The 23,399-nt window shown below is 64.4% G+C and carries 22 protein-coding genes; 15 read left to right on the forward strand and 7 right to left on the reverse strand.

All coding sequences use genetic code 11. The features are described 5' to 3' along the window. Positions 1-59: 59 nt before the first annotated feature. The 7 genes from OH491_RS23005 to OH491_RS23035 all read right to left on the reverse strand — a co-directional run bounded on the left by OH491_RS23005 (position 60) and on the right by OH491_RS23035 (position 9,196). Positions 60-2,189: a TonB-dependent receptor domain-containing protein gene (locus OH491_RS23005; protein ID WP_342750720.1), complete on the reverse strand. Its 2,130-nt coding sequence runs from the start codon at positions 2,187-2,189 to the stop codon at positions 60-62. Positions 2,190-2,428: 239 nt separating this feature from the next. Next, entirely contained in the window at positions 2,429-2,902 is a 474-nt protein-coding gene (locus OH491_RS23010) for a hypothetical protein (RefSeq protein ID WP_068768861.1), read from the reverse strand. 43 nt (positions 2,903-2,945) lie between these two features. Further along, on the reverse strand, positions 2,946-4,088 hold the full coding sequence (locus OH491_RS23015; protein WP_068768860.1) for a sulfate ABC transporter substrate-binding protein: 1,143 nt from the start codon (positions 4,086-4,088) through the stop codon (positions 2,946-2,948). Then, positions 4,085-5,098 (reverse strand): TonB family protein, encoded by a 1,014-nt coding sequence (locus tag OH491_RS23020; protein WP_342750721.1) that lies wholly within the window; start codon positions 5,096-5,098, stop codon positions 4,085-4,087. The genes OH491_RS23015 and OH491_RS23020 overlap by 4 nt, the downstream gene beginning before the upstream one ends. Beyond that, complete coding sequence (locus tag OH491_RS23025) at positions 5,095-5,526, reverse strand: ExbD/TolR family protein (protein WP_068768859.1); 432 nt, start codon at positions 5,524-5,526, stop codon at positions 5,095-5,097. The genes OH491_RS23020 and OH491_RS23025 overlap by 4 nt, the downstream gene beginning before the upstream one ends. Continuing rightward, entirely contained in the window at positions 5,498-6,232 is a 735-nt protein-coding gene (locus OH491_RS23030; RefSeq protein ID WP_068768858.1) for a MotA/TolQ/ExbB proton channel family protein, read from the reverse strand. The genes OH491_RS23025 and OH491_RS23030 overlap by 29 nt, the downstream gene beginning before the upstream one ends. A 372-nt stretch (positions 6,233-6,604) precedes the next feature. Beyond that, entirely contained in the window at positions 6,605-9,196 is a 2,592-nt protein-coding gene (locus tag OH491_RS23035) for a TonB-dependent receptor (RefSeq protein ID WP_334319036.1), read from the reverse strand. A 783-nt stretch (positions 9,197-9,979) separates the two neighbouring features. On the opposite strand from OH491_RS23035, the gene OH491_RS23040 reads away from it, so the two are divergent. The 15 genes from OH491_RS23040 to OH491_RS23110 all read left to right on the forward strand — a co-directional run bounded on the left by OH491_RS23040 (position 9,980) and on the right by OH491_RS23110 (position 23,317). Then, the gene (locus OH491_RS23040) at positions 9,980-10,669 is read left to right on the forward strand and encodes a MotA/TolQ/ExbB proton channel family protein (RefSeq protein WP_068768856.1); all 690 of its coding nucleotides are present in this window, start codon (positions 9,980-9,982) and stop codon (positions 10,667-10,669) included. 132 nt (positions 10,670-10,801) lie between these two features. Beyond that, positions 10,802-11,236 (forward strand): ExbD/TolR family protein, encoded by a 435-nt coding sequence (locus OH491_RS23045; protein WP_068769764.1) that lies wholly within the window; start codon positions 10,802-10,804, stop codon positions 11,234-11,236. Between the two features lie 56 nt (positions 11,237-11,292). Further along, positions 11,293-11,727, forward strand: coding sequence for an ExbD/TolR family protein (locus OH491_RS23050; protein WP_068768855.1), 435 nt, complete (start codon positions 11,293-11,295; stop codon positions 11,725-11,727). Between the two features lie 122 nt (positions 11,728-11,849). Continuing rightward, positions 11,850-12,536: an energy transducer TonB gene (locus tag OH491_RS23055; protein WP_068768854.1), complete on the forward strand. Its 687-nt coding sequence runs from the start codon at positions 11,850-11,852 to the stop codon at positions 12,534-12,536. A 28-nt stretch (positions 12,537-12,564) separates the two neighbouring features. Next, the gene (locus tag OH491_RS23060; RefSeq protein WP_068768853.1) at positions 12,565-13,938 is read left to right on the forward strand and encodes a hypothetical protein; all 1,374 of its coding nucleotides are present in this window, start codon (positions 12,565-12,567) and stop codon (positions 13,936-13,938) included. Positions 13,939-13,957: 19 nt separating this feature from the next. Next, entirely contained in the window at positions 13,958-14,473 is a 516-nt protein-coding gene (locus OH491_RS23065) for a hypothetical protein (protein WP_068768852.1), read from the forward strand. A 74-nt stretch (positions 14,474-14,547) separates the two neighbouring features. Next, positions 14,548-15,078, forward strand: a complete 531-nt coding sequence (locus tag OH491_RS23070; protein WP_068768851.1) for a hypothetical protein — start codon at positions 14,548-14,550, stop codon at positions 15,076-15,078. Then, positions 15,075-15,932, forward strand: coding sequence for a cysteine ABC transporter substrate-binding protein (locus OH491_RS23075; RefSeq protein WP_068768850.1), 858 nt, complete (start codon positions 15,075-15,077; stop codon positions 15,930-15,932). The genes OH491_RS23070 and OH491_RS23075 overlap by 4 nt, the downstream gene beginning before the upstream one ends. A gap of 41 nt (positions 15,933-15,973) precedes the next feature. Further along, positions 15,974-17,221 (forward strand): OsmC family protein, encoded by a 1,248-nt coding sequence (locus OH491_RS23080; RefSeq protein WP_068768849.1) that lies wholly within the window; start codon positions 15,974-15,976, stop codon positions 17,219-17,221. Positions 17,222-17,275: 54 nt separating this feature from the next. Continuing rightward, complete coding sequence (locus tag OH491_RS23085) at positions 17,276-17,941, forward strand: DUF1847 domain-containing protein (RefSeq protein ID WP_068768848.1); 666 nt, start codon at positions 17,276-17,278, stop codon at positions 17,939-17,941. A 29-nt stretch (positions 17,942-17,970) separates the two neighbouring features. Beyond that, positions 17,971-19,329 (forward strand): O-acetylhomoserine aminocarboxypropyltransferase/cysteine synthase family protein, encoded by a 1,359-nt coding sequence (locus tag OH491_RS23090; protein WP_084441838.1) that lies wholly within the window; start codon positions 17,971-17,973, stop codon positions 19,327-19,329. Positions 19,330-19,345: 16 nt separating this feature from the next. Beyond that, positions 19,346-20,347, forward strand: coding sequence for a hypothetical protein (locus OH491_RS23095; protein ID WP_334319035.1), 1,002 nt, complete (start codon positions 19,346-19,348; stop codon positions 20,345-20,347). 18 nt (positions 20,348-20,365) lie between these two features. Further along, positions 20,366-21,010, forward strand: coding sequence for a dimethylsulfonioproprionate lyase family protein (locus tag OH491_RS23100; protein WP_068768847.1), 645 nt, complete (start codon positions 20,366-20,368; stop codon positions 21,008-21,010). After that, positions 21,007-22,146, forward strand: a complete 1,140-nt coding sequence (locus tag OH491_RS23105; protein WP_084441837.1) for an ABC transporter substrate-binding protein — start codon at positions 21,007-21,009, stop codon at positions 22,144-22,146. The genes OH491_RS23100 and OH491_RS23105 overlap by 4 nt, the downstream gene beginning before the upstream one ends. Before the next feature lie 16 nt (positions 22,147-22,162). Then, complete coding sequence (locus tag OH491_RS23110; RefSeq protein ID WP_068768845.1) at positions 22,163-23,317, forward strand: ABC transporter substrate-binding protein; 1,155 nt, start codon at positions 22,163-22,165, stop codon at positions 23,315-23,317. Positions 23,318-23,399: the final 82 nt, after the last annotated feature.

Below are 23,399 nucleotides of genomic sequence, written 5' to 3' on the forward strand. Positions count from 1 at the left end.
TGCCCATCGCGCGTCCGGCGGCGGGGACGCCGCTGCTCCGATGCGAGGTGGTGGCGCGGTCAGAATGAGAGCCGGAATTTTATCCAGAAGGTGCGGCCGGGTTCGTTGACGCGAATGTTTTGGACATAACCTGGGTCGCCGGAGCCGGCGCGGTTGACATGCTCCGCATAGGTTTTGTCGAGGAGGTTGTCGATGCCGGCCGTGAGTTGTGCGTAGCGGGTGATTTGCCAGCCGGCGTTGAGCGAGAGGACGGCAAAGCCCCCGGTCGCGCCGATGTCCTGGCCGGCGATGCCGCCTTGGTTGAGGGCGTAGCGGTCCTGGCCGGCGACGAGGCGGGAGAGCACGCCGGCTGACCACACGGGGGTCGCATAAGTGAGGCTGACGCGGCCTTCCAGCGGAGGCTGCTGCGCGAGCGGGAGGTCGTCGGTGCGATTTTCGCCGCGCACATGGGCGATGCTGGCGTCGATCTGGAGACGCTCCCACAAGGCATAGGTGACGCCCGCCTCGCCGCCCCAGGCGCGGCTGTCGATGTTGCGGGTCACGGCGGCGGAGCCCATGCCTTTGGGATAGGAGGAGTGGATGAGGATGTGGTCGGAGACGTCGTTGGCGAAGAGGGAGACAAACGCGGTCAGCGCGCCGCGCCGCCAGGTCGCGCCGGCATCCAGCTGGGAGACGTTGGCGAAGAGGGAGACAAACGCGGTCAGCGCGCCGCGCCGCCAGGTCGCGCCGGCATCCAGCTGGGTCGTCTTTTCGGGGCTGGCATGGAATGCGCTGGACGTGGCGATGCCCTGATAGCTGAAGAGTTCCCAATAGTCGGGCGCGCGCCGGGTGTATCCGATTCCCGCATACAACGTGACGGGGACGGCGGCGAGGTCGTGCTCGTAGCGCAGGAACGCGGCGGGAAGGACCTCGTTCCTGTCCGCGCCCGCGGTGGGATTGGGCGTGGCGCCCATCATGCCGGAGATGACGGCGCGTTTGTCCTCGGCATGCCAGGAGTTGAGGCGGGCCCCGGCGATGAGGCGGCGGTTTCCGGCAAAGGTCCGGGTGAGTTCGGCAAAGATGCCCTGGGTGTTGATTTCCGCGTCGTCGGCCGAGCCGGTCGCGTTGCGCGTGCTGTGCCTGCCGGACTGGAAATCGGCGCCGAAGGTGAGCTTGGTGCTGTCGGCGAGGGCGAGGGTGGCGAGGGCGCGTCCGCCATAGAGTTCGTGCCGGGGATTGGAGGAGGAGGGCATCGGCATCATCATGGAGGGGACGAAGGCGCGGAGGCTGTAGTTGTCCATGACATGATCGATGTGGTTATAATAAAGGCTGGCCTCGACGGTTTCGACCAGCGGGGAAATGTCGGTTTTCTCGAAACGCAGGCCGATGTTTTCGCGGTCGAGCCTGGCGGCGTCCATCATGCTGTGCGCGTAGGCGGCCTCGCCGTTGCTGAGCGAGCCGTGCAGCTCGACGACGGTGCGGGCGTCGGGCGTCCAGCCCAGCGCGAGGCGGCCTCCGGTGCGTTTGTAGCGGGAGTGGACTTTGTCCCCGTTGCCGTCCTCGTAGTCGTCGGACTCGGTGCGGACGCCCTCGATTCTGGCATAAAATTGCGGAGTGCCGGCGAGGACGGCGGCAGATTGGTCGTTGCGTCCGAAGCTGCCGAGGACAAACGAGGCGTCGAGCGCGGCGGACGGAGCGTCGAGGTGGACGGGGTCATTTTTGAAGAGGACGACCCCGGCGGAGTTGCCCGGGCCGTAGCGAACGCTCTGGGGACCTTTCAGGAGGGTGACGTTGTCGTAGGCGCCGGGGAAAATGTAGGCGGTGGGCGGGTCCATGCGATTGGGGCAGCCGCCGAGGATGCTTTCGTGATCGACGAGAATATCGAGGCGGGAGCCGGCGGCGCCGCGCAGGATGACTTCGCCGCCGGTGCCGCCTTTGCGGCTGATGGTCACGCCGGGGATGGACTTGATGATGTCGGCGCCGTCCTGCGCGGGGATGGGCTGGGCGGCGGCCTGCGTGTCGATGGTGACTTGCAGCGGTCTGTCGCCGACGGCGGGCGCGGTGACAACCAGGGGTTCGATGTGCGTGACGGGCTCGGAGTCGGCGAGGGGCCGGGCCGGAGCCGCCGCGAGGGCGAGGGTGTTGAGGAGCGCGCCGAGGACGAGTGCCGCGGCGGGCCGGGTTTTATCTTGGGACAAAAGGATGGTCATGGTGAGTGGGAATGGGCCGCATGGATTGAAAGGATTGAGCACGAGGACGCGGGCAGGGAGCGCGCATGCGGCGATGCGGCTGCGTTGTGAGTTGTCCCCCGTGGCGATTGGGTGGAAAGTGCGCTGGGATGCCAATCCGGCCGCGGCGCGATGGCTTGTATCACTCCATCGTTCCGGTGCGAGTCGTCTCGTGCGGGCGGCCGAAGCCGGGATTGGCTTATGTTGCCTGACAACCGGTTTCAGGCGCGCGGCGGGGGCACGGGGACGGGGTAGGCGGGGGAAGCAGGTTCACGCGTGTCGGCGTCGAACCACTCCGGCTCTGCCGGGGCGTTGTATACGATAAAGGGGGCCGGCGGGAGCGTGCAGATGATTTTGCCGCTGGAGTCCTTTCCGGCATTGGAGGAGGGAGGCACCGAGGTGTCGTCGGATTGCCTGGCTTGGGCGACCGTTTCGCAGATGGAGCAGGGGCGCTCGCCGCTGAAGGTGTCGGTGATGGCCTTGGCGAGCGTGGAGTTTTCCTCGGTGGAATAAGCGACGATCATGCGGCCCCAGCCGACGAACTGGAGGATGTCCCACTGCACGCCGGTGGCGAGGGTCCAGGCGAGCATGGCGGCGATCAGGGTGAGGCGTTTCGCGGACGCCATCGCCACGCCGTCACGCCGCCGCGCGCGGGCGCGCGGGCAAAGGGCGTGAACTGGCGTGGCGGGCGGCATGGAAATTTCGGGCAGGGAGGGGGGAGGCGGCGCGCCGGTGCGGTCAGCGCTGGACGATGATCTCCTTGGTGGTCATGACGGGATAATCGCGGTCGAGGGCGGCTCCGGGAGCGAGGAAGCGCGTGTAGGCCTGGGTCCAGCCGCCGAACGTTTCGTCGAGGGTGAGCAGCTTGACGGGGGCGAAGGCGGAGGCGTGTTTTTGCGCCACCGCTTCGTCGATCGGGCGGTAGTGATGACGCACGGCGATTTCCTGCACTTCGGGCGAAAACAGGTGCATCAGGTAGGAAATGGTGACGCGGGCGGTGCCGTGTTTCTCGATGTTTTTGTCCAGCCAGGCGACGGGCGTTTCGACGCGGAGGCTGGCGGGGGGCGCGACGACTTCGTATGCCTTGTCCTGGGCCGCGAGCGCGAGGGCCTCGCTTTCGAGCAGCAGGAGAACATCGCCGGTTTTTTTCTCGGTGAAGGTTTGCGCGGCACCGTCGGAGTTGGAGTTGAGCACGGCGACATTATGATAGAGTTCGATGATGGAGGCGCGGGCCTTTTCGACGTCGCCGCCCTCGCGCTGGAGCGCGGTGCTCCATGCGGCGAGGTAGATCCACTGGCCGACGCTGTTCAGCTTCGGGTCGGGGGTGACAATGGCGACACCGGATTTGGCGAGGTCGGGCCAGTCGCGGATGGCCTTGGGGTTTCCCTTGCGGACCAGGAAGACGATGGTGGTGTTGAAAGGGACGCTGTTGTTCGGAAGGCGGGTGCGCCAGTTTTCCGGGAGGAACCGGCCGCGGAGCGCGAGTTCGTCGATGGCGGAGGGATGATCGAGGGTGACAAAGTCGGCATCGGACGTGTCGGCGAGGAGCACCCGGGTCTGGGCGAAGGAGGGACCGTGGGTGCCGTTGACGGTGAGACTGTAGTTGGTTTTTTTCACCCACTCCTTGCCAAAGGTCGCGTTGATCTCGGCATAGAGGTCGCGGGTGGAGCCGAAGGAGGCGTTGTGGATGGAGACGATGCGCTCCTTCTTCGGCACCGGAGGCAGGTCGAGCGGCGTCCAGCGTCCGTCGAGGCCGAAGGCGCCGGTGCCGCCGCAGCAACCGGCACTGGCGCGAAGCTCGGACGAGGCGATGAGCAACGTGCTGCCGGCGAGGAGGGCGATGCGGAGGAGCGCGCGGAGGGAGCGAGTGTTGGATTTCATGATGAGCTGCTTTTTTTGTTGGCGAGACGAAATTCAAAAGGCTGCACGACGAGGCGGGTGACTTCGCGGGGAAATTTCCATTGGCGGCGGACCCATTTGGCGGCGGCCTCGTCGAGGATGACATAGCCGGAGGACTGGCGGATTTCGGTGGAGACGATGCGCCCGTTTTCGACCCGGATGGCAATGATGACAGCGCCCGTGTAGCCGTTGCGGCGCGCTTCATAGGGATAGGGCGGGCGCGTGAAGTTTTTGTTGTCGATGACGACGGCGCTTTCGTCGTTATCGCCGCCGGAGGAAAAGGCGTCGGTGCCGTGGGCATTGGGTTGCCCGAGCGCGCGGGCGGGTGTGGCAGAGGCGGGCGCGGCGGCGGCTACAGGCTGCTCGGGTCGGGATGCCTCGGGCGCCGGGGGCGGCGTCTCGACCGCGCGCGGGGCGGGGGCGAGTTCGGGGGCGGGCTCGAGTGTTTTGACCTCGGGAATGGGTTCGAGCGCAGGCTCGGGTTTTTCCTCGGGTGGAGGGGGCGGCTCGGGTGTCTCGATGGAGACGGGGACTTTAAAGTCGGGAGCCGTTTCTGGTTCCGGAGGCGGTTCGGGCAGGGTCTGGGGTTCCGGCTCGGGCGCGGGCGAGGGGGCAAGCGTGACGGCGGGCTCGGGTGCCGGGGCGGGGAGCCATTCGATTTCGATGGCGCCGCCGGACGGGGCGGCGATTTCGCCGTTGGCGGCGGCGGCGAGCCGGAATTTGGCGGAGGGCGGCGGCTGCGCGGGGGCGATGTCCATGAAGAAGCCGGTCAACGTGAGGGAGGCATGCAGGGCGAGGGCGATGAGGAGCGGGGTTTTCCAGCCCGATTTTTTTTCATGGACCGGACGGAGGAGCGTGATGCGCCGCCCCACGTCCGCGGGCGGGCGTGGGGCGGCGGTGCGGCGGGCCAGGCGTCCGCCGGGGCGTTTGCCATTGGCGTGGAGCGACCGGGGCGGACGCGGCGGCGGGCTGTTTTCGCGTTGCGTGATCATGGCTGCGCGGTCGCGGATGGCTGGGCCTTGGTTTGAAAGGCGACTTTTTGAATGCCGGCGGCATGGACGCGGTCGAGCACCGCGATGACGTCGCCGTGGCTGGCCGCCGTGTCGCCTTGGATATACACACGGACATCGGGCGCGGCGCTTTTCTGGCGGGCAAGTTCGGCGACGAGCGCCTCGATGTCGGGATAGCGGGTGCCTTCCAAGTAGAGGCTGCCGTCGGCCTTGACGGAGAGGGTGAGGAAATCGGCGCGGTTGTCCGGCGTGGCGGCGGTGGCGGCGGGGAGGTTGAGGTTGAGCCCCTTGAGGCGCACCATGTTCAGGCTCACCAGCATCATGACGGCGAGCAGGAAGAACATGATGTCGATCAGGGGGATGATCTCGATGCGGGCCTTCTTACGCGGCTGTGGCGTGACCAAGTTCATGGTGGATGGCGGCACTGGCGGCGGCCGGCGCGGCGGTTTCGGGTTGGTTGTCGCCGGCGGCCGTGGCGGCGGTGGCGGGCGCCTCGGTGATTTCGCGGACACGGATCGCCCCGAGCGCGATCTCGATGTTGTTGGCGGCGGTCTGGAGGTGGAACGTGAGGCGGGCGAGGCGGGAGTTGAAATAAGAGAAAGGCAGCAGCGTGAGCATGGCGATGGCAAGGCCGGCGGCGGTCGCGATCAGGGCTTCCGCGATGCCGCCGCTGACGTTGATGGCGGCCACTTCCGCGTCGCCCACAAACTGGAATGCGCGCATGATGCCGGTGACGGTGCCGAGCAGGCCGAGGAGGGGGGCGAGGGTGATGATGACGTCGAGGACATTGAGGAAGCGCCCGGCCCGCTCGAGCTCGGCGGCGGCGGAGTTTTGCAGCGCGACCTTGAATTCGGCGTCGCGGTGTTCGAGCCCGTGCGAGATGACGCGGAGCACGGGATCGGAGGAGCCGGCCGCAAGCGCGGCGGCCTGGCCTACGCGGCCGTTTTCGAGCGCGGCGTAAACCCCGGCGCGCGCGCGCCTGTCGGAACGCAGATGGAAATGAACCCACCAGCGGGTGCGTTCGGCGATGACGGTCAGCGCGGCCAGCGACGTGGCCAGAATGGGCCACATGATCGGGCCGCCTTTGATGAAGGTGTCGATGACGAGATTGGACATGAGCGAGTAAAGAGTGCCCTTGTGGCGGGCAGGTGATTTGCCGGTGGCTCGCGTCTTCGCGACGTGGAGCCTGATGCGGTTCCTTCCTGTTTTATCTCATGCAGGCCGGCTTTTGGGCCGGGATACCTGCACCGCATTCTTGTTTCTCCAGCGGTCTGGTCGATGTCGGGCAGGCAAGGAACTTTGAATAAACGTCATAGTTTACTATTTTAGTGAGAATACAAATATAAATCAGGTGTCCCTTGGGTATTGATAAGAATTTTAACGGGGAAACAGCTTTCCGCCATTTGCCATTCGGATATCGGAAATGGCGACGAGTCATAAAAAGCGAGACCCGGCGCACCGGGTCTCGCGATGGAATCGATGCGGGTATCAGAACCGATACGTCGCCTTGAACTGCACGCCGAAGCGCTCGGCGGGCAGCAGGTAGCCGACGGTGTCGCCGGCGTAGTTGCCCGAGGGGGCCCAGTTTTTCTCGTCGGTGAGGTTCAGCACGTCCACGTCGAAGCGCCAGCCCTTGAGGGAGTAGAACACGCCGGCATCCACGTTGTATTGGGTGGGCACATACGCGGTGTTGCTGACCTTCCACTCGGAGGTGATCCAGGCGCTGGCCTTCAGGCCGAGGCCGTTGGAGAAGGTGTAGGCCGCCCAGACGTTGCCGCTGTTGCGCGGAATGGCGCGCGCCCAGGAACCGTCGTTTTCGGTGACCGCGATGTGGCTGAAGTTGACGCCCGTCGCGAGGCTGTTCGTCGGTTGATACGACGCGGCCAGCTCGACGCCTTCAAAGGTCTGCTTGGTCATGCCGCCATAGGGCGTGGTCACCGTGACGGAGATCGGCGTGTGGCGGGTCTGGTGAAACCACGCCGCGCTCGCGAAAAGCTTGCCGGGGATGATTTCGAACTTGGTGCCAAACTCGACCAACTGGCTCTTCAGTTTGAAGTGGTCGCGGTTGAGGCCCTGGTCCTTGGCGTCGTTCGGGTTGGAGGCCATGAAACCCTGCGTCAAGCAGCAGCCGCAGTCGCCGGCGGCGATGTCGTGGTCGAAGGCGCCATAGAGGCTCAGCCACTTCTTCGGCTGCCAGGTGAGGCTGCTGTTGAGGTCGTAGTTGGTCTCGGCCACCTTGTCGTCGAAATTGTAGCCGGTGAGGACGCCGGCGGCGACGGCCTCGTAGGTCGGCTCGAGCGCGCGCAGCTTGTCGCGGATGGCGGTCACGCGGGCACCGAAACGCCAGATGAATTTCTCCCATTGGAATTTTTGCTCCGTGAAGAAGTTATATTGCTGGAGGCGGTTGAGGCGCACGTCGGTGCCGCTGGCGGCGCGCAGGGAGAGCTGCGCGTAGCGTCCGCCGCCGCGGTGGTAGGCGGGCGCGATGGCGAGCCAGCCGTAGGTGGGGCTGTTGATCGCGAAGTAGGGGATGTCACTGCGGTAGTAATAATCGGCGGGGGAGCCGACGCCGTTGTCGCCCTGGGCGTAGATGTTGTCGATGCCGAGGAGGTTGCCCGCGCCGAGATGGCCGCCGCCGGTGGAGCGGTCGGAGGCGTCCTCGTCGTTGACCGTGCGCTCGGAGTTGCCGGCGTTGTCGCACAGGTTCCAGAGGTAGCGGTATTCGAAGCCGGAGTTGCTTTGGTGGCGCAGCGTGCCGGAGCCGAGATTGAAGGTGTGGTCGGTCAGGAACTCGAGGCGCGTGGTGAACATCTTGTTCACCATGAAGCTGTGGTAGCCGTCGTAGCCGAAGACGTAGCTCTTGCTGTACTGGTAGAGCGTGTTGTTGCGGAACGAGTAATTTTCGTTGAAGCGGACGTTTACGATGTTCTGGCCGATGACCTCGTAGGTGTCGCTGAACGCGTCGTTGGTGTGGAGCGTCTGGCTGCCGTCGATGGGAACGTCCTCGGACGGCTGCTCGTCGGGATTGCGCCACCAGCCGGTGATGACTGCGGGATTCTCCTGCGTGAACGCCGCCGCCGGCGGGGTGGGGACGGCGGTGGTGGCGACAGGCGTGAAGGCGCCCGTGGTGGCGGAGCCGCGGTAAACGATGGCCGCCGTCGCGGGGTTGCCGTCGTGGTCCCACGAGACGACGGGCGCGATGGGGCCGGCGTCGTAGAGCCAGTTGTCGATGAGGTTTTGCGTGACGCGGTTGATGCCGTAGGGCATGGCGCCGCGCGAACTCGTATAGGTGAAGTTGGTGTCAACGGTCACCTTCGAGGTGGGCTGCCAGGTCGTGGCGACATAGACGTCCTCGAAATCGCTTTCGGAGTTGCCCCAGTATTGCGTGGCGTCGGTCTTCTGGAGGCTGACGCGGGCGGCCAGCTTGTCCTTGAGGAGGACGCGGTTGTAGTCGGCCTGCACGGTGTATTGGCCGTAGGTCGTGCGGTCGTCGAGGCCGATGCGTCCCAGGGTGGTGGAGAGTTGCAGGTGCTCGCCGTCGAAGAGCGGGCGCTTGGTGACGTAGTTGATGACGCCGGCGGTGCGGGTGGTGGAGCCCTGGATGACGCTGGGGACGCCGGCGACGATGTCCACGGATTCCCAGGCGTTGTTGTCGAACGGGCGCACGGCGGGGTTGAGGAGCAGGATGCCGTTGCGCGTGGTGTCGGCGGGGCCGCCGCGGATTTTGGCGAAGGTCGAGAAGTTCGACGCCGTGCCGCGGCCGATGCTCGGCGAATAGCGGGCGAGGTCGGAGAAGTTGTGGAAGTGATCGTTGTCGATCTGCGCCTTCGTCACCTGAAAGATGGAGCGCGGCGTGTCCTTGATGAGTTCGTCGAAGCCGTAGAAGGCGTTGTTCGGGCGGATCGGCAGGACGGATTTTTCAACGTCAACGTCCTCGATGAGGACTTTGTCGAGCACGGTGGCTTCTTCGTCCTGGGTGCTTGCCGGGGCCGCCGCGAGAGGCGGCAGGTCCAGCAGCAGCAAGGACGCCGCCAGGGAGGCAAAACGCGGTATGAACCGCGGTATGGAAGGATTGGTCATGGTTATCAGGTTTTTGGTTGATTTGTGATACAAGCGTGACCCGCCCCGAGTGATTCGGGCTTGGCCAGTTAACAGGGCCTCCATGTGGCTGCCGTGGTCGGCCAGCGTGCATGCGGCATCCCCCTGATTGAATTTCTGCCTTGGGCAGTCCGGCTTTGGTGCGGTGACCGGACAAATTCGAGCTGGAGGGCGTCCCTAGCATTCCTCCAGCAGTCTGGTCGTATGCTTAACGGAAGTGAGTTCCTGTTAGCAGCCGTGATAGTTTAGTAAGATAGCTAAGATACAAATCTAAAATCTCGGAAATTTATCTTAATTGATTTTTTTATATTATAAATTAGAAAATCTAATTCAATGGATATTTTAAAAGTATAAAAATAACTCATAAGATAAAAATATTTAATAAATTAAATAATATTTATCTATTTTAATTATAAATTAAACTATTTGTATAAAATTGCCTGATATTAGGCCAATGGTATTTGGCATAGGCATAATTTTATCTTATCTAATATATTATCATATCTTAATAGTGTGGATTGCGACAAGTTTAGATTTGTATCCATACTAAGATAGTAGAGTAATTAGTTTTGCCAAAAGAAACAGATTTCTTTTGAGCAGCATGCGACCAGGCCTCTGGAGGATGCGTTCAGGCCTTTCCCTCCATGGACTCTACTAAACAAAATGTGAGTCGAGGCGCTGCTGTTCCTGCCGATTGACGGCGGTCCGCGGACGACCACTTGGCGGGGATGCCGACACTGATTTAACCCAGGCATCAAAGATAAAATGACTACCAACATCACTTTCGCATTTCTCATGGGGCAGAACCCCCTCGAGCTGTTCAAGCACGGCGGGCCGATCATGTGGCCCATCATCATCGTTTCGTTTCTTGCGCTTTCCGTGGTCGCGGAGCGCATCCTGTTCCTTCTCCGGGAGAAGGCCTCCCGCGATCCGAAAATCGCCGGCAAGATTTACGAACGGGTGGAAAAGCACGACATCGAGGGTGCGATCCGCATCGGGCAAAAAAGCAACGATTATATCGCCCGCATCCTCGTGTCGGCGCTCACGCACCGGGAGTTTTCGCTCGACGACGCCTTCAACCAGGCGGCCAGCAACGAGCTCGAGCGCTACCAGCGCGGCCTCGCCATTCTCGACACCTGCATCACCGCCGCCCCGCTGCTCGGATTGCTCGGCACGGTCACGGGCATGATGAACACCTTTGGCGCGCTTGGCGGCGGCGACATCGCCGCGAGCGCGGGCACGATCACCGGCGGCGTGGGCGAGGCGCTCATCGCCACCGCCTCCGGCCTCGTCATCGCCATCGTCGTGCTCTTCCCGTTCAATCTCCTCAACACGCGCATCGAGCAGGTGCGCCGGGACATCGCCAACGCCGCCAACGCCCTCAACCTGGTCGGCCAGAAAGCCGGCGGGATTCTCGACGTCACCCCGGCCAGCGGCACCGGCGGAGGCATCTGACAAGTCCGGAATGCGGAACCCGGGATGCGGAATGCCGCCCGCGGCACCGTTTCCGCCGCCGCCATCGCACTGGCACGGCAGCGCCCGCCTTTCGCATTCCGAAATCCACATTCCGAAATCCGCATTCAGCACATGGCCATCTCCGTCAAAGCATTCACCGACGAACCCGTCAGAAAGCGCGCCCGCATCGAGATCATTCCGCTTATCGACGTGATCTTTTTCCTGCTGGCAACCTTCGTCCTCTTCACCCTTTCGCTCAACCAGTCGGGAGGGCTGGCCGTGCTCCTGCCCGCGGCTGAGACGGGCCGCCCGCGCGACGCCGACGGCGCGGTCACGCTCACCGTCACCGCCGATGGCGCGATCGCCTGGGACAAGGCCCTCATCTCACTCGATGAGTTCATCCCGCGTCTTCAGGCATGGAAACAAGTCGAGCCCGATCCCCGTGTTCTCATCAACGGCGACGAAAGCGCCCTCTTCTCGCAGGTGCGCTACGTCGTGGATGAGGTCCGCAAGGCCGGCATCACGAAAATCAACATCGAAACCCGCATCCGCTCCGCCGCCCGCTGACCGTCCGCAAGCCGGCGCAACCGCGCCGCGCTCCCACATCACGCCCGATCCATCACATGGCCTCATTTTCACCTTCATCCGCCATCCGCAAAAAAGCCCGGGTCGAGATCATTCCGCTCATCGACGTGATCTTTTTCCTGCTGGCGACCTTTGTTCTCTTCACCCTCTCGCTGAACAAAATCCAGTCCCTCCCGGTGGATCTCCCGCAAGCCGCGCCCGCCACGGCCTCCGCAAAAAACGACGAGGAGAACCTGGTCGTTCTCCAGCTTTCGGATGCCAGCACCGCCTTCTGGAACAAAGAGCCCATTGCCATCGGCGAGATCGCGCCGCGGCTGTTTGATTTCAAGGCCGCGCATGCCACGCCGCGCGTCCTCGTCACCGGGGACGACCATGCCACCTACGGCGCCGTGGTCCGGGCGCTCGACGAAGTCTGCAAAGCCGGGATCAACGAGGTTTCCATCGAAACCATCTGGCGCGCCTCCGGCCGCTGACCGCATCAGGACAAAACCGACCGCGGGAAAATTCCACCATCCGCCCGGCGCCACCGCCGCCGCCTTTCAACTTAAACTTCAACTTAAAACTTAAACTGCCGCGCCCCGGCGCGGCCCTCCTCATGCACCGCGACCAACTCCTCGGCATCCTCATCGCCTTGCTGATCCACGCAGGGTTTGCTTTCGGCCACTATCTCATCCCGGGTGGCTCTGGCAGGAAAAGCGCCGATGCCGAGGACGTCCCCACCATCGCCATCACCCCCATGCCCATCCTGGCGCCGGAGCCGCCCGATCCCAGCGAAGCGGACGCGCTCGCCGAGGCCGAACCGGCCGACCTCTCCGACCTCGCCCCGCCGCCCATGCAGGCGGACACGCCCGCCGTCGTCGCCCCCTCGGCCTTCCAGCAAAAACTCCAGCCGCCACCGCCGCCGAACCTGGGCGGCCCCGCCGGCGCCATCACCATTCCCAAAGGCAATTTCGGCGCCGCCGCCGGAACCGGCCTCAAGGGACTTTTCGACCTCGCCGCGCTCGATCAGAAGCCGGTGCCGCGGTTCATCGCCAAGCCCACCTATCCCTACGAAATGCGCCGGGCCCGCGTAAACGGCGAAGTCGTGATCGGCCTTATCGTCGATGCGGAAGGCAACGTGATCAACCCCTACATCATCAGTTCCACCAACCCCGCCTTCGAGGCCGAGGCCCTCCGCGCGATCCTCCGCTGGAAATTCCGTCCCGGCAAAAAAAGCGGAGTCAGCGTCAGCACCCGCAACGTCCAAGTCCCCTTGGTCTTTAATCTGGCCACTGGCGCCTGACCTCCCGGCTCGTCTCCTCCCTATATCCATGCCGTCCTTCCGCCAAACCACCTTCGCCGCCCTCCTCGCCATCGGCCTGCCGGCGCTCATGCCCGCCGGCCTTGACGGGGCCGACGACCCGCCAAAACCGCAGCTCACCGAGCGCGTCGCCGCCAAGCTGGCGCCGCTGAAAGACCTCGTGGACACCAACGACTACGCCGGCGTCCTCCGCCTCGTCGAGGGACTCATTCCCGGCTCCGAGCCCGGAAGCTTCGACCGCGCGCTCCTCTCGCAGATCCACGGGCAGGTTCTCCTCAATCTCAAGCGCAACAACGACGCCATCGCCCCCTTGGAGCTCTCCCTGGAACTCGGCGACCGCCACGCCTATTTCGACACCGAGGCCACCCTCAACACGCTCCACACGCTCAGCCAGATTTACTTCGAAAAAGCCTACGACGGCAAAGACCCCGCCGAGCGCCGCCGCTGCTACGACCTCGCCTACGCCCGCATCAAACGCTGGCTCGCCCTCACCCCGAAGCCGACGTCCGACGCCCAGCTCTACGCCGCCACGATCCTGTATTCCTCCGCCATCCTCGACGCCGGGCATCCCGACCTCGATAAAATCCGGCGCGCCAAGGCCGACGCCGAGGCCAGCCTTCTCCTCCGCGACCAGCCCGACGAGCAGGCGCTTGTCCTCATCGTCGCCGCCCAGCAGCAACTGGGCCAGCTTCGGGAATCCGCCGACATCCTCGAGTCGCTCGCCGCGCGCAAACCCTCGTCGGCCATTTACTGGCAGCAGCTTTTTGCCACCTACTCGGGCCTCGCCGCCGAGCCCGGCCACCCGCCCGGCGAAATCCGGCGCTTCCACCTCCGCGCCCTTCTCACGCTCGAGCGCGCCCGCGCCCACGGATTCCTTTCCACTCCCCAGGATTATTTCAACACCATCGCGCTCCACAGCGCCCTGGGCCAGCACGCCCGCGCCGCCCGCCTGCTCGAACAAGGGCTCGCCGATGGCACTGTCGCCAGCAACCGCCGCAACTGGGAACTCCTTTCCAGCGCATGGCAGCAGCAGCGCGCCCCCGCCCGCGCCATCGAGGCCCTTGCGCGCGCGGCCGCCGCGCTTCCCGGGGACGGGGAAATCGAATACTCCCTCGCGCGCCTCTGCTACGCCGAGGACAAAACCGCCGAGGCCTACGCCCACCTCCGCGCCGCGGTCGAACGCGGCCAGCTCACCCAACCCGGCCAGACCTGGTTTTTCCTCACCTATATCGCCTATGAACTCCGGCTCTTCGAGGAAGCCGCCTGTTACGCCGAGACCGCGGCCACTCACCCCGATGTTTCCCGGGAGGATATCACCCGCCTCGCCCAGGCCATACAGGACGCCCTGGCCGAAAAAAACGCCCCCGCCGGCACATCAACTTGAACCTAAAACTTAAACTTTCATGAAATCCTACGTCCTCCTTCCTCTCGTCGCCGTCATCGTCTTTGGCGCCATTTATTGGAACTTCGAGCGCAACTACGAAGCGCAAGCCGCCGAGGCCCGCCAGCAGGCGCGCATCGAAAAAGAAAACAAGCTCAAGGCCGAGGCCGAGGCACGGACCAAAGGTGTGGAGGAAGCCCTCCAGCTTCAGGCCCGGCGCAAAAAGGCCCGCGAGGAGCGCGACGCCCGCGAAAAATCACAAAAGGAAGCCCGCCAGGCCGCCATCGACGCCCGGGATAAAGTCCACCGCGATGTCGAGAAAACCGTCCGCCAAATCGACCGGCTCAAAAAGGAGATTGCCGAGGGGAAAAAAGTCCTCGCCGGGATCGAGTCCGAATACAAGGCCACCTTGGCCGAGCAGGTTTTCCTGAAAGATTATATTGCACAGGCCGAGACCAACCTCCGCGACCTCGAAGCGGTCATAACCCGGCTCAGCCAAACCCCCGCCGCCGCCCCCGCCGTCGCCCAGAAACAATAATATCATCAGCCGGATCGGTCCCATCCGTCGGATCCGGCCCATCAGTCCTATTTCAAACTCACATCATAATTTTCATGAATCGTTTTTATATAATAGCGCCGCTCATCCTTCTCGCCGTCTTTGGGTCCGTTTTCTGGCAGAATAATAAAGCCGCCGGGGCCAGGGCCGCGCAAGTCGCCGCCGAACGCGCCGTCGTCGAGACGGCCGAGCGGCAGAAAAAAGAGGAGGCCGAGCGCAAGGCCCGCGAGGATGCCGAGAGGCGCGCCGCCGCCCGCGAGGCCGAGGAACAGAAGAAGGAGGAGGAGCGCCAGCTCAAATGGGAGGCCGATCTCGCGCGCATCGCGGCGGAAACCGCGCAATACCAGGCGGAGCTCGCCGCCGGCGCCGGTGAACTCGCCGGCCTCGAAAAACAGCTCGCCGGGCTTCGTGCCGAACTCGAACGCCGCGATAGCGAGACTTTTGACGCCGCGCGCGGCACCGAGTTGCTGGCCATCAAAAAACGCAACACCGAACTCGAAATCCAGCGCCTCGTGCAAATCGTCGCGGCCCGCGCTTCCATCAATGCCGCCGCCGTCAGCCCGAACCAGACGCCATCCATCCGATGAGACACCCAAAACCGCTCCTCTCCTTTTTGGCCGCCGCCGTTCTTTTCGGCTTCGGATTATTGAGCATTGTCCATGTCGGCTGCTCCCGCCGGGACGATGCCGACGGTCTCGCGAAAATCAAAAACCGCGGCAAGGTCATCGTCGGTGTTTTTGGCGACAAGCCTCCCTTTGGTTATATCGACCGGCAGGGTCGCAACACCGGTTACGACGTGGCGCTCGCGCGCCGCATCGCCGGGGATCTGCTCGGCGACGAAAACAAAATCGAATTTGTCGCGCTGGAGGCCGCCAACCGCGTGGCTTTCCTCCAATCCAACAAGGTTGACATCATCCTCGCCAATTTCACCCGGACGCCCGAGCGCGCCGAGAAAGTGGACTTTGCGAAACCTTATATGAAAGTCGCGCTCGGCATCGTCGTCCCCGAGGCAAGCCCGCTCGACGCGCTCGACGGGCTGAAGAACGGCAAGACCCTCATCGTCAACAAAGGCACCACCGCCGAGGCGTGGTTCACCAAAAATCATCCCGGAATAAAGCTCCTCAAGTTCGACCAGAACACCGAGGCCTTCCAGGCGCTCAAGGACGGACGCGGCGACGCCCTGGCGCATGACAACACATTGCTCTTCGCCTGGGCGCATGAAAACAAGGGCTTCAAGGTCATCGAGTCGAACCTCGGCAACGCCGACGTCATCGCCCCCGCCGTGAAAAAAGGCGACACAGTCCTCCGCGCCTGGATTGACGCGGAAATAGAGAAACTCGCCGCCGAACATTTCTTCCTGAATGCCTTCCACACCGAGCTCCGTCCCTTTTTCGGGGATTCGGTCAAGAACCCCGACGATGTCATCATTGAGGGGAAGTGAGGGCGATGGAGGGAGTTTGCCGAATCCTTAATTCGAAACCTATGAAAAATATACGACTCATTATTGCAGCCGGCTTGTCCATGGCCGGCTTCCAGACGCTGATCCACCAGTCGCTCCACGCGCAGGCGACGCATGCCGTGCAAGACTGGGCGCAAACACCCGCCGCGCCCGACGACGGCAGCTCGTTGCGCGGCTTCCAAACCCGCCTGCGCTCCGCCATTCTCCTCGCGCAGAAAACACCGGAGATCGAACAACCCGTTAAACTTTCCGCGCGCGTCACAGCGGCCGGCCGCACCGGCATCCGCCGCCTCACCATCCGCAACTTCCAACTCCTCAGCGACGGCGCCCCCAGCACCGCCGAGTTCAACCTCGCCGCCGGTTCCTGGCCCAGCGTCGTCGGCGCCCTCGGCAGCGCCGTCGCCGGTGATTACCTGACCCAGGCCGCCCTCAAGGGCATTCCCATTGACAGCTTGGAAGTCATCTTCACCAGCCGCCCCGGCACCGCGCCCTCGCAAACCACCGGCCAGCAAGTCACTTATCCGCGCGGCCTCGCCTACATCGCTTTCATCACCTCCCCGGCGACCGACGCGCAGCTCGAGGACTTGCGCCGGACCGTCGAGCGCGTCTCGCCCGTCCTCCGCCTCGTCATAGAACCGCAACGTATTGACCACGGTAAAATCGAGCACATCAAGACGCCCGACAAACTCGACCCGCAGACCCTCGATGGCCTCCGCGAATTTCTCACTGACAAATACAAGGCCACCAAGGGAGCAAAACCCTTTGCCGGCGCCGAAAAACCCCTCAATCCCGATAACTGGCAGCCGCCCCTGCGCGCCCACATCAAGGTCGAGGGCGACACCGGTATCCGCAACATCCGCACGGATATCAGCAACTTCCAAGTCATCCACGACTTCCCGCGCTACCTCGCCGGCCACAACCTTGGCCCTGTGCCCGAGGAGGACATACTTGGCCGCATGATCACCTGCCTCACCCATATCTATGAAATCGTGGCCTCCCAGAAGCAGGTGCGTCTGGATAGCTTGGAACTGGAGGTCGAAGGCACGCTGACCACCCGTCTCGGCAACACCGACAATCCTCCGACCTACAAGGATATCGCTTACCGCGCGCGCATCGGCTCCCCCGAGTCCAAGGAAACCATCGACGAGCTTCAGCGTGCCGTGGAGTCCATCTGCCCCATTTATAACATGCTGAAGGATTCCCAGCCGGTGAAGGGCAGCATCGTCCGCGGCCCCTACACCGAGGCAAAAGAAAGGGCGGCTTACGAATAAAGGACTGGAAGAGGGCGGGCCGCTCTCCCCGGCCCGCTCTGAATTCGTCATACCATGACCACCGGCGAAGACACCCTCACCTGCTCGGATTGCGGCCTCGTCAACTGTTACCGGCGCGACCGCCAGTTCCCGCCTTTCTGCCAGGGCGAGGCCGCCGATCCCGATCTCGTCGGGGCCGTGCTCGACCGCTATCAGGACGGCGGCCCCGACGCCATCCAGGCGCGCGCCGCCATCGAGGTGGAGGGCACCTACTACGGACGCCTCACGCGCGTCGAGGAGATCATCGCCTTTGCCAACCGCATCGGCGCGGTCCGCATCGGCATCGCCACCTGCGTCGGCCTCATGGCGGAGACGCGCGTCTTTGTCCGCATCCTCAAGGCGCACGGCCTCGCTCCGCACACCGTCATTTGCAAGGTCGGCTCCGTGGACAAGACCCGCATCGGCGTCCCCGAGTCGCTGAAAGTGCAGCCCGGCTGCCACGAGGCCCTTTGCAACCCGATCTTGCAGGCCGGGCTCCTCAATCGCCGGAAAACCCAGCTCAACGTGATCGTGGGCCTCTGCGTCGGGCACGACTCCCTGTTTATCAAGCACTCCGACGCGCCCGTCACCACGCTCATCACCAAGGATCGCGTGCTCGGCCACAACCCCGCCGCCGCCCTCTACACGAGCGGGTTTTATTACAAGCGCCTTCTCAACCCCGAACCCGGCAAAAAGCTCTGACCCGCGCAGCGTCGGAAAATGCAAGCACCATGAAACCCTCGTCCGCAAAACCGAAATCACCGAGCCCCGCCGGAAGGAGCAAAAAAACGCCCGCCGCGCCGTCCTCCGCCGCGCGCCCCGCGGGGAAGGGCACCCTCTGTATCCAGGCCGGACATACACCCAAGGTCGGCGAGCCGCGCATCCTGCCCATCGTCCAGAGCACGACGTTCAAATACGACGACATCGACCAGGTGCACCGCGTGATGACATTGCAGGAGTTCGGCTTCAAATACACGCGCACCGGCAACCCCACCGTCGCCGGCTTCGAGGAAAAGATCAACCTCCTCGAAGGCGGCGCGGGCGCCGTCGCCACCGCCTCCGGGCAGGCCGCCAACCTCCTCGCCATCTCCAACATCTGCCGCGCCGGCGACCACATCGTCGCCGCCTCCACCCTTTACGGCGGCACCTTCACCCTGCTGCACTCCACGCTGAAAAAATTCGGCATCAGCGCCTCGTTTTTCGAGCCCGAGGCGCCCGCCCGCGAGATTGCAAAACTCTTCCGGCCCGAAACCCGGCTCCTCTTTGGCGAGACCATCGGCAACCCCGGCCTCAACATCCTCGACTTCGACAAGCTCTCCGCCCTCGCCCGCCGCTTCGACGTGCCTTTCGTCGTGGACAACACCCTCGCCACGCCTGTGCTCTGCACGCCCTTCAAGCTCGGCGTCAACATCATCACCCATTCCGCCTCGAAATACATCGACGGCCATGCCACCAGCATCGGCGGCGTGGTGATCGACGACGGCAACTTCAACTGGGCCAGCGGCAAATTTCCCGAATTCACCGAGCCGGACTCCACCTACAACGGCGTCCGCTACACGGAAAAATTTCCGCAGGCCCCGTTTCTCGCCAAGGCCCGCGCCCAGTTCCTGCGCGACTTCGGCGGCTGCCTCAATCCCTTCAACGCCTTCCTCTTCAACCTCGGCCTCGAAACGCTCCACCTGCGCATGCCCCGGCACGGGGAAAACGCGCTTGCGCTCGCCCGCTTCCTGCAAAACCACCCGCGCGTCGCCTGGGTCAACTATCCCGGCCTCGATCCCGCCGGACGCAAACGCATCGCCCGCTATTTTCTGCAAAAAAACGGCAGCGGCATTCTCACCTTCGGCGTGAAAGGCGACCGGAAGGCCATCGGGCAATTCGTGAAAAAACTCCGCGTCGCCGCGCTGGTGGTCCACATCGGCGACGCCCGCACTTCCGTGCTCCACCCCGCGTCGAGCACCCACGCCCAGCTCACGGAACCGCAGCAGCGCGCCGCCGGCATCACGCCCGACCTGATCCGAGTCTCCGTCGGCATCGAGGATGCCGGCGACCTCATCGCCGACTTCGACCAGGCGCTCTCCTCCCTCGATTGATCGACCCGCATTTGCCATGTCCTCCGCTCCCGCCGCCCATTCTTCCCAACCCGCCGCTCCCGCGCCGCTGCAAGTGGACGCCGCCGCCTATCTCGGGCTCGCCGCCGTCCCGGCATCCGTGCGCGACCGCCTCGCCATCGCGGTGACCAGCCACACCTTTCTCCCGCGCGCGGACGACCTGCCGAACGACTGGGTGGCCACCGTCGCCACGCCCGTCTTCAAGCTCATCCGGCGGCGCCAGGGCGTGCAGCCCGCGTTCTGCTCCATCGGCACCGGGGCCGGGCTCGACGCGCTCGCCGCCATCGAGACGCTCGGCTCCGCCCGCGTCGGCATCACCGACGTCCACGAGGACGTGGTGCGCGCCGCCTCGCTCAACATCACCGCCAACCTGCGCCCCGGGCGCGCCGTGGAGTTGGAGGCGGGGCACGGCGATCTCCTGTCTCCGCTTTCCGGATACAAGCGGAATTACGACCTCATCTACGAGAACCTGCCCAATGTCCCGATTCAGGATGCCGCCCGCCTCGGCGACGAGCGCGTCAGCTCCGGCCATGTGCCGCCGCGCGCCGAGCCCGTGCCGGACTCCGTGCAGCGGCGGCTCCTCACGCTGCATTACCTCGCGCTCCGGCAGGCGCGGGAGTTTCTCGCCCCCGGCGGGTCGGTGATTTCGATGCTCGGCAGCCGCGTGCCCTTGTCCGCCTTTCACGACATGGCGCGCCTCGCCGGCCACCGCTCCGAAATCTATGTTTACACCTGGAAGGTGCAGACCGAGCCGGAGTCGATGATCGGCGGCTATGTCGAACAGCAGCGCGCCGGCTTCGGCCCGTTTCACTTCTACCGCGCCTCCCGCCTCGCCGAGGTGTTTTCCCAGGTCGATCTCGCCACCTCCGGCGAAAGGGCCGCCGAAATCGAACGGCAACTCGCCCCCGACCGCCTCGATGCGCCCGCGGCCTGGGACGCCCTGCAACGCGGGGAAACCATCGGTCACACCGCCTCCGTCCTGCGCTCCTGGCCTGCCTGATTCCACCCTGCCTTCGTCATGCCATCATCCACCAAACCGGTTCCGCTGTCCCGCGCCGTCACCGCCATCGACGTGCTGCGCCGCCACTTCGAATGCCAGATCGCCATCGAGGCCGATACCGATCCCATGCTTTCACGCGAACTGGCCGGCGTTCTCGAATCGCTCGGCGCCGTCGATTACCGTGACGGATTCCTGCAACCCGGCGCCCATCCCGTGGCCCGCCAGTTCGCCGATCCGCCGCATTCCGCGGACGGGACGGTTGTCGATGCCCTGGCCGCGTTTCTTCCGCTGGGGGAAGCGCTGCCCTGGCGTTATGGCTACACGCCGCGCCCCGACCTTCCCGGCTTGGAAAGCCGGATGGCCTGGGCCGAACTTGTCGGCCCCGAGGCGCCCTTTCACAGCGACCGCGTCTGCCTCGGCCTCACGTTCATCGGCCCCCGCGTCCGTTATCCCGAGCACGCGCATCCCGCGGTGGAGGTTTATTTCGTGCTCAGCGGGACCGCCCTTTGGACGGCGGACGGCGTCACTCATCCGCGCCCGCCCGGCTCGTTCATCCTGCATCCTTCGAATGTCGTCCACGTCATGGAGACACGCGACGAACCCCTTCTCGCCGCCTACACCTGGAGCGGCGACGTCCGCTCGCCCTCCGTTTACACCCCATGAAACACCTGCGCCTCCCGAAATCACCGCGCATGCCGATGCTGCCCGCCGGCATGGCTGTCTTTTGCATCGCGATCCACGCGGCGGCTCCCGTCAAGGTCACGATCGGACACATCGGCAACTCGTGCGAATCGCCGGTTTATGTCGCCAAGGACAAGGGCTTTTTCAGCGAGGAGGGTCTCGATGCCGGGATTGTCCGCGGCGACTGGAATTTCATCAAGGAATCGCTCGCCTTCGGACGCATCTCCGCCGTGCAGGGGCTGCTCATGAACTACATCAAGCCCATCGAACAGGGGCTCGATGTGAAGGTCACCGCCGGCGTGCATCGCGGCTGCGTCCGTATCCTGGTTCCCGATACATCGCCCATCACCGGGCCGGCCGGACTGAAGGGCAAACGCATCGGCGTGCCCGCGCTCGGCAGCAGCCCGTGGATTTTCGCCGCCCGCGTCATCAGCGAACTCGGCGGCGACATCAGGCGCGATGTCGAATGGAAGCCGTTCCCGGCGGGCGAACTGAAGCTCGCCCTGCAAAAGGGCGAGGTCGATGCCATCGCCGTGGCCGACCCCATCGGCGAAATCCTGATCTCCGAGGGCGGCGTCAGGATCGTGGTCGATCAACTCACCGACGCGCCCTACAAGGACGAGTATTGCTGCGCGGTGCTGGTGAGCGGAAAACTCGCGCGCGAAACCCCGGACGTCGCGGCCCGCATCACCCGCGCCATTCTGAAAGCTTCATTGTGGATCGAGCACAACCCGCAGGGTGCGGCGGAAATCGCGGTCAACGGCCGGCACACCGGCGGCAGTGTCGAGATCAACGCGCGCATCCTCGCCAAACTCGACTATGTCCCGTCCGTCGAAGGCGGACGGCTGGCGGTGCTGACCGCCTCGACCGCGTTGAAAAACGCGGGCATCCTCTCGCGCACGACCGATATCCCCGCGTTTGTCGAGCGCGCCTTCGTCCGCCTGCCCGGTCTGGACGACGCCTGGCTGAAGGGCGTCGCCGTGGCGCGCGAGGACAGGATTTCTCCCGCCGCCATCTTCAACCGTCCGCTTCCGGACGGAGCATCGCCTGCTGCCGGCGGCTGCTGCGAAGCCGGTCCCGCGGACGCCGCAAAACTCGCCGCCGCCGGCGGGCGGTGAAATTGCAAAACGTATCATGAATACAAATACAAAACCACGGGTCGTCCGCCTGCTGGCGCTGGCCATCGTCGCGCTCGCGCTGGCCGGCCCTGCCCGCGCCGAAGCTCTCAAAAAAGTCATCATCGGGCACACCGGCGACTCCTGCGAGGCGCCGGTCTTTGCAGCCTACGAGAAAGGATTTTTCCGCGACGAGGGGCTCGATGTCGAGATGGTGAAGGGCGACTGGAACTTCTTCAAGGAGGCGCTCGCCTTCGGCCGCATCTCCGCCCTCCAGGGGCTGGTGATGAACTACATCAAGCCCATCGAGCAGGGGCTCGATGCGAAGTTCACCGCGGGGATACATCGCGGCTGCATCCACATCCTGTCCGCCAAGGGCTCGCCCATCGTGCGCGCCTCCGACCTGAAGGGCAGACGCATCGGCGTGCCCGCGCTCGGCAGCAGCCCGTGGGTGTTCGCCGCCCGCGTCATCGGCGAGATTGGCGGCGACATCAAGCGCGACGTGGAATGGAAGCCGTTCCCCATCGGCGAGCTGAGACTCGCCCTGCTCAAGGGCGAGGTCGATGCCATCGCCATCTCCGATCCCATCGGCGAAATCCTGCTCTCCGAGGGCGTGGCACAAAGCGTCGTGAACCAGCTTACCGACGCGCCCTACAAGGACGAATACTGCTGCGTGGCCGTGGTCAGCGGGAAGCTCGCGCGCGAGGACCCCGACGCGGCCGCCCGCATCACCCGCGCCCTGCTGAAGGCTTCGCTGTGGGTGGAACACAATCCACTGGCCGCGGCCGGGCTGTCCCACCGGGGCCGATACGTGAACGCCAGCGTGGAGCTCAACGCCCGCGTGTTGGCCAAGCTGGACTTCGTGCCCTCGGTCGAGGGCGCGCGCCTTGCCGCCCGGACCGCGGCGGCCGCCTTGAAAAACGTCGGCATCGTCGCGCCGTCCACCGATGTTTCGGCGTTGGTGGAAAGAACCTTCGTCCGCCTGCCCGGCCTGGATGACGCGTGGCTGAAAGGCGTCACCGTTGCCTGCGAGGACCGCCTTTCCCGCGACGAAATCCTTGCCCGTCCGCTCCCGTCGTCTTCCACGCTGGACGCCGCCGTCGCCGAGCCCGGCTGCTGCGCCGAAGTCGAGCCATCGCCGCTCATCGCTGACTCCCGAACGCGCGCCCGGTAAATTTCCCGGAAATAAAACCGACATGAGGGAGCATGCATTCTTGTTTTATTCGCTTTGGGTTCGGCACCCCGGTGCCTGGCAT

The organism is Termitidicoccus mucosus (genome assembly GCF_038725785.1).
In the GTDB taxonomy this organism is placed as follows: domain Bacteria; phylum Verrucomicrobiota; class Verrucomicrobiia; order Opitutales; family Opitutaceae; genus Termitidicoccus; species Termitidicoccus mucosus.